The sequence below is a fragment of the Mesorhizobium sp. GbtcB19 genome, assembly GCF_019091085.1.
Lineage (GTDB): Bacteria > Pseudomonadota > Alphaproteobacteria > Rhizobiales > Rhizobiaceae > Mesorhizobium.
Map to the genome: position 1 here is coordinate 149,813 of NZ_JAGXJY010000012.1, position 12,518 is coordinate 162,330.

A 12,518-nucleotide genomic window follows, 5' to 3' on the forward strand; every position below is an offset into this window, starting at 1 on the left:
CTTCTTGCAATTTATTTCAGCAAAGTGTTACAACGTTGCCGACTTGGCGCGGAGGCGCGCCGAGCGGCGCGGTTTTCCGGATCCTGCGGAGGCAGGCAACGAGGCCGGCGACACTAAAACGGCCGGTTTCGGCCGGCTGAACCAACGACCGGGCGCTGAGGAGGAAGGCCGCCCCGCAACGGCAACAGACCATCCAGCGTCAACCGTACATCTGCCAACATCTTGAGGAGGAGTTTATGAGGAAGATCGTTGCCGCGCTTGCGGTGCTCGCCGTTTCGGCATCGGCGCTGATCGCGCCCGCCCACGCCGAGGACAAGAAATACACCATCGCCCTCATCCCGGGCCTGACCACCGACGGCTTCTACATCACCATGCGCAAGGGCGCGCAGGCGGCGGCCGACGCGCTCGGCGTGAACCTGGTCTTCCAGGGCGCGCCCGACTTCAACCCGGTGACGCAGGTTCCGGTGCTCGACGCCGTCATCGCCAAGAAGCCGGACGCGATCCTGATCGCGCCGACCGACAAGGTCCAGCTGGTCGAGCCGCTGCGCAAGGCCAATGATGCCGGCATCCCGGTGATCACCGTCGACACCTTCATCGGCACCGGCGCCTACCAGACCGGCGCCGGCGACGCCGACTTCCCGCTCGCCTACATCGCCTCCGACAACGTGCTCGGCGGCGAGATCGCGGCGCGGGCGCTCGCCAAGTCCATCGGCGACAAGGGCAAGGTCTATGTCTCCAACGTCAAGCCCGGCATCTCGACCACCGACCAGCGCGAGGAAGGCTTCAAGCAGGAAATGGCCAAGCACCCCGGCATCACCGTGCTGGAGACGCAGTTCAACGACGACGACGCCAACAAGGCGGCTTCGCAGCTGCAGGCGGTGTTCGCGCGCAATCCCGATCTCGTCGGCGTGTTCGGCGCCAATCTGTTCTCGGCGCTGGGCGCCGCCAACGGCGTCAAGCAGGCCGGGCAGACGGGCACCGTCAAGGTGGTCGCCTTCGACGCGCCGACCAGCATCGTCGACAACATCAACACCGGCCTGGTCGACGTGGCGATCGCCCAGCATCCGGCCGAGATCGGCTATTATGGCGTCGTTTCGGCCTATGCCCATCTGACGGGACATTCGATCCCGGTCTCGATCGGCACCGGCTTCACGATCATGGACAAGTCCAACATCGCCGACCCGAACATCTCGAAGTACCTTTACTCCGAGTGAGCCCTGACGGCTGATCTCCTCCCGGTCCGCCGGGAGGAGGTTTGCGCCGGATTCCGGCGGCAACCGGAATCCTGTTCGAAGGAAGCCCCGTGACGGAGCGTTCATGACCTCGACATCACCAGCCCAGCAGGCCGAAAAGCATGTTGCCCCTCAGGCCGACCACAGCGATACGGCCAAGAGCCTGGTCCGCAGGATCGCAGAAGGGCGTGCCTGGCTTTTCCTTGCCGGCCTGATCATCTGCTTCGAGGTCTGGTCCCGCTTCGCCTTCGGCGCCACCTTCGTGCTCAACCCGTTCAACGTGCAGTCCATCGCCATCTTCGCCGTGGCGCCGCTGCTGCTGGCGACCGGGCAGACCTTCGTCATCATTTCGGGCGGCATCGATCTGTCGCTCGGCTTCATCATGGGGCTCGCCGCCGTCATCGCCGCGCATGCCACCAACATGGCGGGCGCCGCCATTCCCTTGCCGCTGGCGATGCTGGCCGGCATTCTTGTCGCCGTGATCGTCGCCGGCGTGCCTGGCGTCATCAACGGCCTTTTGATCTCGCGCCTCAAGGTCCCGCCCTTCATCGGCACGCTCGGCATGTTCGGCGTGGCGCGCGGCGCTGCCTATCTGATGGCCGGCGGCACCACGGTGCCAGTGCAGAATTCCTGGTTCGCGGTGCTGGGCAACGGCAAGCTCTACGGCGTGCCTTACCTCGTCATCATCACCGCGATCTTCGTCATCGTGATGCACTATGTGCTGAGCCAGACCCGGTTCGGCCAGCACAATTACGCCATCGGCGCCAACATCCAGGCGGCGCGCCGCGCCGGCATCGACATCAAGGATCACATATTGCGCCTCTATGTCCTGTCGGCGATGTGCGCCGGCCTTGGCGGCGCGCTCTATGCCGCGCGCTTCACCGCCGGCGCGGCCCAGGCCGGCGAGCCGCTGCTGCTCGACAGCGTCGCGGCCGTGGTCATCGGCGGCGCCAGCCTGTTCGGCGGCTCCGGCACCATTCTCGGCACGGTGGCCGGCGCGCTGGTGATCGCGGTCATCCAGTACGGGCTGGTCTTCGTCAATGTCGAGCCGTTCTGGCAGTTCATCGCCGTCGGCGTCGTCATCATCATTTCCGTCCTCATCGACCAGGCTCAGCGCCGGTTCAGCGGAGCCCGCCAGGATGACTAACGCCGAGCAGACCGCGCCTCTTCTCGAGGTCAGGAACCTTTCCAAGCACTTTGGCGCCGTGCGCGCGCTGAGCGACTTCTCCATGGCGGTGCGCCCGGGCGAGGTGGTGGCGCTGGCTGGCGACAATGGCGCCGGCAAGACGACGCTGATCAAGGCGATATCCGGCGTCTACCAGCCGACGGCCGGCGAAATCCTGCTCAGGGGCCAGCCGGTGAGCTTTTCGACGCCGCAGGAGGCGCGCGAGAAGGGCATCGAGACGATCTACCAGGACCTCGCGCTTGCCGACAACCTGTCGATCGGCGCCAACATCTTCCTCGGCCGCGAGCCGATGCGCAAAGCCTTCGGCTTCCTGCCGGTGCTGGACCGCAAGCGAATGGCGGCGGCGGCCAAGGAAACGATGAGCCGGCTCGACTTCCATGTCAGCCGGCTGGAGGCTCCGGTCAGCAATTTCTCCGGCGGCCAGCGCCAGGCCGTCGCCATCGGCCGCGCCGTCTACTGGGACGCCCAGATCCTGATCATGGACGAGCCGACCGCGGCCCTCGGCGTGCCCGAGCAGCGCAAGGTGATCTCGCTGATCCACCAGCTCAAGGCGCAAGGGCGCGGCGTGATCTTCATCTCGCACAATCTGCAGGACATCTTCGCCGTCTCCGACCGTATCGTGGTGCTGCGGCGCGGCGTCCAGGCCGGCGAGCGCAAGATCGCCGAGACCAATCACGACGAGGTCGTCAAGCTGATGGTCGGCGGATAAGGGCGGACGATCCGTCCGCCCCACTACACCCCTCTATGAACGCCCCCCGCCGCCGGCTGGTGCCGACAGCGCGGCGAATATGCCTCTCGCTTCGGCGACAAGCGTCCGCATCAGTTCGGCCGCCGGGAGCTCCCTGTTCAACGGCGCCGCCTGCCCATAGAGGTGGAAGGCGAAGTCCTCGCGGCCCCGCGCATGGCCGGCATCGCCAAGCGGGTTGCTCAGCGCAAACATTTGCGGGAAATCCGGAAGGCGCGTTCGGATCTCCTCCATCTCCAGGGCGTAGCGTGTGCGTTTCGCCCGCGCGGCGCGGCCCGAGTAGGCATCGGTGACCATCGTGTCCATATCCGTCGCGGAGCGGATCAGGGCGCGGCGCGGCGCGTCCGTTCCGGCCTCGTCGCAGGACAGAAATCCGGTGCCGATCTGCACGCCGCTGGCGCCGAGCGCGAAGGCGGCCGCTATGCCTCGGCCGTCGGCAATGCCTCCGGCGGCAATGACCGGGAGCTTGACGGCATCCACGATCTGGGGAACCAGCGCCATTGTTCCAACACCGTCGCCAAGGCCATTGGGCGCGTGCGAACCCCGGTGACCTCCTGCTTCCCAACCCTGGGCTATGACCGCGTCGGCTCCGCCTTCGGCGAGCACGCGTGCCTCGGCGGTATTTGTCGCGGTGCTGATGACGACGATCCCGGCCCGCTTCAGCTTGTCGACCTTGGCCGCGTCCGGAATGCCAAAATGGAAGCTCACGACCGACGGCCGGATCTCGAGCACCAGATCAAGCTTTTCGTCGTCGAAGCCCGGCCCGAGCGGAGGAAGCCTCGCCGGCGGCTCGCCGAGCGAAAGCTCCCTGTAATAGGGCCGCAGCCTGTCGATGGCCCGCGCCAGCGCGGCATCGCTGGTGCTGGGTCTGGGGAAAACGAAGAAATTGAGGTTGAACGGCCGCCCGGTCGAGGCGCGCAGCAGGCGCGCGACGTTGCGCAGGCCATCCGGCAGCATCGACGCGCAGCCGAGCGACCCTAGCCCGCCGGCGTTGCTCACCGCCGCCGCGAGTTCCGGTGTTGCCGAGCCAGCCATCGGAGCCTGGATGATCGGATGCTCGATCTTCAACAGATCGCATAGACGACGGTTCGGCCACATCGGCGTGATTCCGAGGTACGCCATTCATCATAGGCCTGTATCAAGGCCCGGTCACCGGAATTGTGCGGACGGGGGTGCGAGCGGCGGGAAGCGGGGCGGGTTCGCTTCAGCTTCGCGAGAACAGCGCCTGCACGGTCTCGAGCGGCATCAGCATGACTCGCTCACCCAACGGAGACTGGATGAAGCCGTGACGCTGGTAGAAGCCGACGGCATCATCGTCGATGGCGTGCGCCACCACGGCTCGGACGCCGGCGATCTCCGAGACCGCAACACAGCGCCGCAGCGCATCGGAAAGCAGGTCGCCGCCAAGCCCCATTCCCTGGAACGCCTGATCGACCGCCAGCCGACCGATCAGCAGTAGCGGCACCTGCTCAGGTGCGCCGCGCCTGAGTTTCGCGCTTGGCAGAGCCATCCGCTCTTCCATCGCCGTCGAGATCGCAAAATAGCCGACGACGCGATTTTTAGCCTCCGCGTCGCAGACGACATAGGTTCGGGCGGGCAGACCTTCGCTGGCAAGGGCGCGACTACGCAGCCAATCATCGAGGGACGAATGCCTGCCATTGCGAAACTCGGAGACATCGTGGGCCGCGGCCAGCCGTTCCGGAGGGTTGACACGCCGTCCCCGCCCTTCACCTGCGGCCATCAGCGCTCCCAGGCGGGCTTGCGCGTCATCCGCGCGCGCAGTTCCTCCGACGGTTTGCCCGGGGCATCCAACAGATCGAGAAATTTCTCGTGCGCGACGTCGTCGAGAAAGAAGATTCGCTGATCCAGGATGGCTTCCTCCGCCTGCCTGCGGGCGCTGTCCAGCATGAACTCCGACAGCTTCTGCCCACGCAAACGCGCGGCGCGGCTAAGGATGGCTTTTGTCCCCGCCGAAGCACGGATCTGAATCACGTCATCCTTGCGTGCTGCATCATGATCGCGGTGACCGGGCTGAGCCATGGAAAATCCTCCTGCATCAGGATGGATTATCCAAAGGTTCGTCATGACAATGTCAATACAAGCGCGAGCACTCAAAAGGATCTGCGTCGAGAGTCACCCCGATTTGTCCCGAACGCCCGCCACGCTCTCCCGTTCCACCAGCGGGCATTCCAGCTTGGTGATCGGGTAGCGGCCGCGGCCGGGCGTCGGCGGCGTTTCGAGCTGCTCGATCGCCCACTGGCCCATCGCCAGATGCGGCAGGATGGAGGTGGTCAGCGGCGGGAAGAGGTGGCGGGCGATCTCCTCGTCGTCATAGCCGACCACGGAAATGTCCCGCGGGATATGCAACCCCGCTTCCTTGAGCGCTTCGTAGCAGCCGATCGCGGTGCGGTCGTTCTGGCAGAAGATCGCGGTCGGCCGATCCTTCAACGCGAGCAGCTTCACGGTTGCGGCGTAGCCGGCGCTGGCCGACCAGTCGCCCTCGACCACCAGATCGGGATCGAAGGGGATGTCGGCGGTGGCCAAAGCGCGGCGATAGCCCTTGAGCCGGTCCTGCGCCGCCTGCATCCACGGCTCGCCGGTGATGGTGCCAATGCGGCGATGGCCGTGGCTGATCAGATGCCTGGTGGCGCTCTGGCCGCCGGCGATCTCGGAAGGCACCACGGCCGGGAAGGCATAGTCGGCGGTGTAGCAGTTGAGCAGGATGACCGGCATCTCGAGGCTGTAGAGAAAGTCTGGCGCGGTGATCTCGCGGGTGAAGATGGTCATGTAGATCAGCGCCGAGATGCCGCGCCTCGTCAGCGCCTGGATGGCGCGCGGCTCCATCACCGAATCACCCATGGTCTGCGCCACCAGAAGCACGTTGCCGGCGTTCCACGAGGCCTGCCGCGCGCCCTCGATGGCGACCACCGCCTCGGGGCTGGTGGCGAGCTGGTCGACCGCGAAACCGATCACGCCATCCAGGCCTTCGAACGGCATCACCGGCGGCCGCAGCGCCGAGAAGACCGGCGGCGAGTAGCCCAGCGCTTTGGCTGCCTCGATAACCCGGTCGCGCGTCTGCTGCGACAGCCTGATGCCCGGCGAATTGTTGAGCACGAACGACACCGTCGCCTGCGAGCAGCCGGCGGCGCGCGCAATGTCGGTCATGGTGACTCGCCCTTTGGGCTTGGCGGCCGGCTTGCGGCGCCTGGAAGCCCCGGGAGGATCGCGGTGTTCCGTCGGTTCACTCATGGTCGTTTCCCAAACCCAGCCGGCTCTAGAGCAAAGGCGGCGGCAACGGCAAGATGGTCGAGGTCGATGCGTTTATCGGAATCGCGACAAACTAATAGGTATTAGCATGCGCGACGCGCAAATCACTAGCCCCGCTGCATCGCGACGAAATCGACGACAAGCAATGCTGACAATTTCTGGAGTTTTCCGCGCGAACTGCGGACTTTGCCGCGCTCATTCTCCTCACTCCCGGCGCGTCTTTCGACCAGCGTCTCCTCCGCTTCGAAATCGCGCCTCCTGGCTTCATAACTAATACTATTTACTAATAGCCGTAAGCGTTCTACTGTCAACTCGCCGTAGCCGTCCGGACGTCGGATCGGTGCCGGCAACTGCGAAGGACGCCCGCTCGACAGCCCGGCTGCATCGCCGGATCGGACTCGTGTCCATCTCACGAAAATGTCAGACAAATCGGACTATTTACGAACGCCACATCAGTGTCTAGTGTCTCGCGTAGCGGCCCGGATCGGCACCGTTCTTGAGTCGGCGGACCTTCGCCGGACCCTTGAGGAGGAGGGTTATCCAGGCCGCAGCCGAGACATCAGCGACGAGTTCTACAAGGGAGGTTGAACTATGAAATCCATGATCCGTAACGCATCTGTCGCCGCGGCGGCCTTGCTCATCGGGCTTACGGCCACAGCGGTTGCCCGCGCGGACGACAAGCCGACGCTGGCCTTCGTCGTCAACGGTGCGTCAGACTTCTGGAAGGCGGCGGAAGCCGGCGTGAAGAAGGCGCAGGGCGAACTGCCCGACTACAATCTCGAGCTCAAATATCCGGAACAGTCCTCGGTCGCCATTCAGCAGCGGCTGATGGACGATCTGGTGACGGCGGGCGTCAAGGGCATCATGGTCTCGGCCGTCGATCCCAAGACCTCGACCGACGGGCTGAACAAGATCGCGTCGGAAACCGCGCTGTTCACCACCGACTCGGATGCGCCGCAGACCAAGCGCGTCGCCTATATCGGCTCGTCCAACGTCGATGCAGGCAAGCAGGCCGCCGAGATCGCCAAGAAGGCGATGCCGAACGGCGGCAAGTGCCTAGGCTTCGTAGGCCTGCTCGGCGCCGACAACGCCAAGGAGCGTATCCAGGGCATGAAGGACGGGCTCGCCGGCAGCAAGATCGAGCTGGTCGACGTGCGCGGCGACGATATCGACCAGGCGCGCGCCAAGAAGAATGTCGAGGACGCGCTGGTCGCCAGCCCCGACATCACCTGCATGGTCGGCTTCTACTCCTACAACACGCCGCGCATCTATGAAGCGCTGCGCGACGCCGGCAAGCTCGGCCAGATCACCGTCGTCGGCTTCGACGACGATCCGATCACGCTGGGCGGCGTCAAGGAAGGCACCGTCGCCGCCACCGTCGTGCAGCAGCCCTTCGAATGGGCCTATCAGGGCATGAAACTGATGGCCGCCTATCTCAAGGGCGACAAGTCGGGCATCCCGGCGGGCAATTTGATCATCATCCCGACCAAGATCATCGGCAAGGATGATGTCGACGCCTATGCCGCCAACCTCAAGGCGATGGCGGGCAAATAAGCCCAGAAACAGTTGCGCCGGCTCAAGGGTGCACCTTGAGCCGGCGTTCGTATTGACGGAGCCGCCGAGGCTCGTCAGTCTGTGGCCCACCGGCTGCTGCCAAGTGCGGTTATTATGGCGTGATGATCTCTACCGACACCACTCACCCAAACACCGCTCCGTTCCTGAGCCTGGAGGCCGTGCGCAAGACCTATCCGGGTGTTGTGGCGCTGGACAGGTTTTCGATGGAGGTCCGGCCCGGCGAGGTCATTGGCCTCGTCGGCGAAAACGGCGCCGGCAAATCGACGCTGATGAAGATCCTCGGCGGCGTGACGCGGCCGGACAGCGGCACCGTCACCGTCGACGGCGCGGCGCATGACGGCCTGACCGTCGAGCAAAGCATCGGTTCCGGCATCGCCTTCGTGCACCAGGAACTGAACCTCTTCGACAATCTTGATGTCGCCGCCAACATTTTCTTCGGCCGCGAGCCGCTGCGCGCCGGGCCGCTGAAGCTGGTCGACCGCGCGAAATTGCGCGACATGGTGGCGCCGCTCCTGAAACGTGTCGGCGCCAATTTCTCGGCCGATGCGCCGGTCGCCTCGCTGTCGCTCGCCCAGCAGCAGATGGTCGAGATCGCCAAGGCGCTGTCGATCAGGGCCCGCCTTGTGATCCTCGACGAGCCGACCTCCAGCCTGCCGATCGCCGAGACGGAAAAGCTGCTCGACGTCATCAAGGGACTGAAGGCGCAAGGCATCAGCGTCATCTTCATCTCGCACCGGCTGCACGAGATCGAGCGCGTCGCCGACCGTGTGGTGGTGCTGCGCGACGGTACGCTGGCGGGCACGCTGGCGAAGGCTGAGATCAACCACGACGAGATGGTCAGGCTGATGATCGGCCGCATGCTGAAGGAGCGCGAGAAGGCGGGTGAGGCCGCGCGGGCTCCAGGCGGCGTGGCCCTGTCGGCCAATGCCATACGCACCAGCACCTATCCGGATCGGCCGGTCAGCGTGGAGCTGAGGCGTGGCGAGATCCTCGGCCTTGCGGGCCTGGTCGGCTCCGGCCGCACCGAACTGGCACGCGTGCTGTTCGGCATCGACGAACGGCTCGGCGGCAGCGTCGCGCTCGACGGCAAGCCGCTCGATGTCGGCTCCGCCGCCGACGCTGTGGCGGCCGGCATCTTCCTGGTGCCGGAGGACCGCAAGCTGACCGGCATATTGCTCGATCTGTCGATCGCGCAGAACATCTCGCTGCCCAATCTGCCGGCGCATGCGAAGCATCAGCTGGTCTCGACCGGCGCCGAGCTCGCGACGGCCGAAAAGCAGAAGAAGAACCTCGGCATCAAGGCGCCGTCGGTGCTTACCCGCACGGGCACGCTGTCGGGCGGCAACCAGCAGAAGGTGGTTCTCGCCAAATGGCTGGCGATGAACCCGAAGGTGATGATCCTGGACGAGCCGACGCGCGGCATCGACATCGGCGCCAAGGCCGAGATCTACGGGCTGATGCGGGCGCTGGCCGATGCCGGCGTCGCGGTGCTGATGATCTCCAGCGACATGGAAGAGGTGATCGGCGTCTCGGACCGCATCGCGGTCATGCATGAGGGGCAGATCTCCGGCATCCTCGACAAAGACGATTTCAGCCAGGAGAACGTGCTCTTGCTGGCGGTCGGCAAGAAGCCGAAATTGCTGCAGGCGGCGGGAGGAGTTGAATGAGCAAGAAAGATCTCGGCCTGCTGGTGCTGATCCTGGTGGTCGGCGCGGTGGTGACGGCCATCAACCCGCGCTTCCTCTTGCCGATCAACCTCGCCAACACCTCCAACCTGATCGGCCTGTTCGGCATCCTTTCCATCGGCCAGGCCTTCGTCATCATCACCGGCGGCATCGAGCTTTCCGTCGGCTCGCTGGTCGCGCTGCTCGGCACGCTGTTCATCGACTTCATCGCCGTGCGCGAGCTCGACTGGCCGCTGGCCTTCGTGGTGATCATCCTGCTCGGCGCCATCATCGGCTTCGTGCATGGCTGGCTGATCACGCGGCTCAAGCTCCAGCCCTTCGTGGTGACGCTCTGCGGCCTGCTCATCTATCGCGGCGTGGCGCGCTTCTACACCGCCGACGGTACGGCCGGCTTCGCCTTCGGTCAGAATTTCCCGGACCTCGAATTCCTGACGGCCGGCCGTTCGGGTGGCGTGCCGAACAGCTTCATCGCCCTGATCATCATCGCCATCGTCATGTGGGTGGTGCTGCATCGCTCGGTGTTCGGCCGCTATCTCTATGCCATCGGCAAGAACGAGGAAGCGGCGAAATATTCGGGCATCCGCACCGGGCGCATCGTTATCGCGGCCTACGTCATCTGCGGCGTGCTGACGGCGCTGTCAGCCATCTATTTCGCCATGTACACGCGCTCGATCTCGCCGGCGAGCCACGGCCAGTTCTACGAGCTCTATGCCATCGCGGCGGCGGTGCTCGGCGGCTTCTCGCTGCGCGGCGGCGAGGGCTCGCTGGTCGGCGTCATCCTCGGCACGGTGCTGCTGCAGGAGCTACAGAACCTCGTCAATCTGCTCGGCATCCCGTCCTCGCTCAACTTCGCGGTGATGGGCGGCGTGATCCTGATCGGCGTGCTGGTCGACCAGCAATGGGGTGTCTTCCGCGCCCGCCGCCGCATGGTGGAGGCGACGCGCCAGAACGTCGCCGGCGCGCCGGCGGAGTAGCCTCGGTTTTCCGTTAAGATCCTGATTGGATCGATGCTCGCGGTGGAAGCCGGCGCGCCGGTCCGGATTCGCTGGCGGATTGCAACAACACGTGAACCGGAAAACAGCCCTTGTCGCAGAATTGGGGCTGGGCTAAGCAATTGGTATCTGAGGGTTCCAAGAACAAAAAATGGGAGAAAGTATCGTGACATCATCACGTTGGATTGCGCTGGCCGCGCTAGCATTGACCTGTTCGACGCCTGCAATGGCCAAGGACTGGAAGACCGTGTCGGTCGCCATGGAGGGCTCCTATGCCCCCTGGAACCAGACGGATGCCAGCGGCAAGATCGTTGGCTTCGAGGTCGACATCCTGAACGACGTCTGCGCCCGCGCGAAGCTCGAATGCAACATCGTGGCGCAGGACTGGGACGGCGTCATTCCCGGCCTCACGGCAGGCAAGTTCGACATCGTGATGGACGGCATGTCGATCACCGAAGAGCGCATGAAGACCATCGACTTCTCGATCCCCTACGCGTCGTCGCCGGTGGCTTTCCTTGCCGACAAGAACGGCCCGCTGGCCAAGCTGTCCAACAGCGGCAAGATGATCGATCTGTCGAAGGACGACGCCGAATCCAAGGCGGCGCTCGACACGCTGCGCAAGGAGCTTACCGGCAAGAATCTCGGCCTGCAGGTTTCGACCACCGAGGCGACCTTTGCCGACAAGTATCTCAAGGACGTCGCCAACGTCCATGAATACAAGACCACCGACGAGCACGACCTCGACCTGATGGCCGGCCGCATCGATGTGGCTTTCGCCGACACCACCTATTTCCTCGGCACGCTGGCCAAGCCCGATGCCAAGGACCTGGCATTCGTCGGCCCGCAGTTCAAGGGCGGCCCGATCCTCGGACCGGGCATTGGTGCTGCCTTCCGCAAGACCGACAAGGACCTGCAGGATATCTACAACAAGGCGCTCAAGGCCGCTATCGATGACGGCTCGGTGTCGAAATACAGCCTGCAGTGGTTCAAGATCGACATTACCAAGTGATGTCGCAACGGGAGCAGCCAAGGCTGCTCCCGTTTTGCATTTGAGATGAGCAACCGTCGCCGGGAGGGAAGGCGTACGTGGAGTTTCTCAGCGATCTGCAGGCGCAGGTGTCGACGGCCTATGAGCTGCTGGCCGCCGGCTGGGGCGTGCAACTGCTCTGGGGCATCGCCTGGACGCTCGCCGTCACCATGGTCTCGATGCTGATCGGCGCGATGCTCGGGTCGCTGGTGGCGGCGGCCAAGCTTTCGCCTCGCGGCGGACTGAGGTTTATCGGCGAGAGCTACACCACCGTCTTCCGCGGCGAACCGGAACTTTTGATCATCTATCTGTTCTATTACGGCGGCACGCAGGTTCTGACCGGCGTGGCGCGGTCGACCGGATCGATCGGCTCGACCGACATTTTGAACATGCCGAGCTTCCTCGGCGGCGTGCTTGCGGTCGGCATCATTTCCGGCGCCTACCAGGCCGAGGTCTTTCGCGGCTCGTTCCTGGCGATCCATCGCGGCGAGCTGGAGGCGGCGCGTGCCTACGGCATGTCGGCCTGGCTGCGGTTTCGCCTCGTGATCATGCCGCAGGTCCTGCGCCTGGCCGTGCCGGGACTGGGCAATGTCTGGCAGCTCACTATCAAGGATTCTGCTTTGATCTCGGTCACCGGCGTCGCCGAGCTGATGCTCACCGCAAACAAGGCGGCGCGTTCGACGCACCATTCGCTGCTTTTCTACACTGTCGCCGGCATCCTTTATTTGGTGATGACCTCGGTCTCGACGCCGATCTTCGAGAAAGCCGAGCGTTACACCTCCCGCAGCTTCACGCGGCCGAAGTGAGAG

Annotated in this window: 12 protein-coding genes; 8 read left to right on the forward strand and 4 right to left on the reverse strand. The window is 64.7% G+C overall.

Going from position 1 to position 12,518, the window contains the following annotated elements:
- Positions 1 to 236 precede the first annotated feature (236 nt).
- The 3 genes from KVT37_RS20715 to KVT37_RS20725 all read left to right on the forward strand — a co-directional run bounded on the left by KVT37_RS20715 (position 237) and on the right by KVT37_RS20725 (position 3,127).
- Complete coding sequence (locus KVT37_RS20715) at positions 237 to 1,214, forward strand: ABC transporter substrate-binding protein (protein WP_217576449.1); 978 nt, start codon at positions 237 to 239, stop codon at positions 1,212 to 1,214.
- Between the two features lie 103 nt (positions 1,215 to 1,317).
- Complete coding sequence (locus KVT37_RS20720; RefSeq protein WP_217576451.1) at positions 1,318 to 2,379, forward strand: ribose ABC transporter; 1,062 nt, start codon at positions 1,318 to 1,320, stop codon at positions 2,377 to 2,379.
- Positions 2,372 to 3,127: an ATP-binding cassette domain-containing protein gene (locus KVT37_RS20725; protein WP_217576453.1), complete on the forward strand. Its 756-nt coding sequence runs from the start codon at positions 2,372 to 2,374 to the stop codon at positions 3,125 to 3,127. The genes KVT37_RS20720 and KVT37_RS20725 overlap by 8 nt, the downstream gene beginning before the upstream one ends.
- Before the next feature lie 33 nt (positions 3,128 to 3,160).
- On the opposite strand, the gene KVT37_RS20730 is transcribed toward KVT37_RS20725, so the two are convergent.
- The 4 genes from KVT37_RS20730 to KVT37_RS20745 form a co-directional block, all read right to left on the reverse strand.
- Positions 3,161 to 4,285, reverse strand: a complete 1,125-nt coding sequence (locus tag KVT37_RS20730; protein WP_254634147.1) for a nitronate monooxygenase family protein — start codon at positions 4,283 to 4,285, stop codon at positions 3,161 to 3,163.
- 82 nt (positions 4,286 to 4,367) lie between these two features.
- On the reverse strand, positions 4,368 to 4,904 hold the full coding sequence (locus KVT37_RS20735) for a GNAT family N-acetyltransferase (protein ID WP_217576455.1): 537 nt from the start codon (positions 4,902 to 4,904) through the stop codon (positions 4,368 to 4,370).
- The gene (locus KVT37_RS20740) at positions 4,904 to 5,203 is read right to left on the reverse strand and encodes a DUF1778 domain-containing protein (protein WP_217576457.1); all 300 of its coding nucleotides are present in this window, start codon (positions 5,201 to 5,203) and stop codon (positions 4,904 to 4,906) included. Before KVT37_RS20740 ends, KVT37_RS20735 begins: the two co-directional genes overlap by 1 nt.
- A 93-nt stretch (positions 5,204 to 5,296) precedes the next feature.
- On the reverse strand, positions 5,297 to 6,412 hold the full coding sequence (locus KVT37_RS20745) for a LacI family DNA-binding transcriptional regulator (RefSeq protein WP_217576459.1): 1,116 nt from the start codon (positions 6,410 to 6,412) through the stop codon (positions 5,297 to 5,299).
- A gap of 609 nt (positions 6,413 to 7,021) precedes the next feature.
- On the opposite strand from KVT37_RS20745, the gene KVT37_RS20750 reads away from it, so the two are divergent.
- From KVT37_RS20750 to KVT37_RS20770, 5 genes are all read left to right on the forward strand, one after another.
- Positions 7,022 to 7,984 (forward strand): sugar-binding protein, encoded by a 963-nt coding sequence (locus tag KVT37_RS20750; protein ID WP_217576461.1) that lies wholly within the window; start codon positions 7,022 to 7,024, stop codon positions 7,982 to 7,984.
- Positions 7,985 to 8,106: 122 nt separating this feature from the next.
- Complete coding sequence (locus KVT37_RS20755) at positions 8,107 to 9,672, forward strand: sugar ABC transporter ATP-binding protein (RefSeq protein ID WP_217576535.1); 1,566 nt, start codon at positions 8,107 to 8,109, stop codon at positions 9,670 to 9,672.
- Positions 9,669 to 10,664 carry an ABC transporter permease gene (locus tag KVT37_RS20760; RefSeq protein WP_217576463.1) on the forward strand — a complete coding sequence of 332 codons (996 nt, stop codon included), beginning with the start codon at positions 9,669 to 9,671 and terminating at the stop codon, positions 10,662 to 10,664. Before KVT37_RS20755 ends, KVT37_RS20760 begins: the two co-directional genes overlap by 4 nt.
- A gap of 184 nt (positions 10,665 to 10,848) precedes the next feature.
- On the forward strand, positions 10,849 to 11,691 hold the full coding sequence (locus tag KVT37_RS20765; RefSeq protein WP_217576465.1) for a transporter substrate-binding domain-containing protein: 843 nt from the start codon (positions 10,849 to 10,851) through the stop codon (positions 11,689 to 11,691).
- 77 nt (positions 11,692 to 11,768) lie between these two features.
- On the forward strand, positions 11,769 to 12,515 hold the full coding sequence (locus KVT37_RS20770; protein WP_308642692.1) for an ABC transporter permease subunit: 747 nt from the start codon (positions 11,769 to 11,771) through the stop codon (positions 12,513 to 12,515).
- The last annotated feature ends 3 nt before the right edge of the window (positions 12,516 to 12,518 follow it).

What these genes read in the sequence shown, in the direction of transcription:
- KVT37_RS20715 (WP_217576449.1), top strand. Translation starts at nt 237, where the DNA reads ATGAGGAAGATCGTTGCCGCGCTTGCGGTGCTCGCCGTTTCGGCATCG.
- KVT37_RS20720 (WP_217576451.1), top strand. Translation starts at nt 1,318, where the DNA reads ATGACCTCGACATCACCAGCCCAGCAGGCCGAAAAGCATGTTGCCCCT.
- KVT37_RS20725 (WP_217576453.1), top strand. Translation starts at nt 2,372, where the DNA reads ATGACTAACGCCGAGCAGACCGCGCCTCTTCTCGAGGTCAGGAACCTT.
- KVT37_RS20730 (WP_254634147.1), bottom strand. Translation starts at nt 4,285, where the DNA reads ATGGCGTACCTCGGAATCACGCCGATGTGGCCGAACCGTCGTCTATGC.
- KVT37_RS20735 (WP_217576455.1), bottom strand. Translation starts at nt 4,904, where the DNA reads ATGGCCGCAGGTGAAGGGCGGGGACGGCGTGTCAACCCTCCGGAACGG.
- KVT37_RS20740 (WP_217576457.1), bottom strand. Translation starts at nt 5,203, where the DNA reads ATGGCTCAGCCCGGTCACCGCGATCATGATGCAGCACGCAAGGATGAC.
- KVT37_RS20745 (WP_217576459.1), bottom strand. Translation starts at nt 6,412, where the DNA reads ATGAGTGAACCGACGGAACACCGCGATCCTCCCGGGGCTTCCAGGCGC.
- KVT37_RS20750 (WP_217576461.1), top strand. Translation starts at nt 7,022, where the DNA reads ATGAAATCCATGATCCGTAACGCATCTGTCGCCGCGGCGGCCTTGCTC.
- KVT37_RS20755 (WP_217576535.1), top strand. Translation starts at nt 8,107, where the DNA reads ATGATCTCTACCGACACCACTCACCCAAACACCGCTCCGTTCCTGAGC.
- KVT37_RS20760 (WP_217576463.1), top strand. Translation starts at nt 9,669, where the DNA reads ATGAGCAAGAAAGATCTCGGCCTGCTGGTGCTGATCCTGGTGGTCGGC.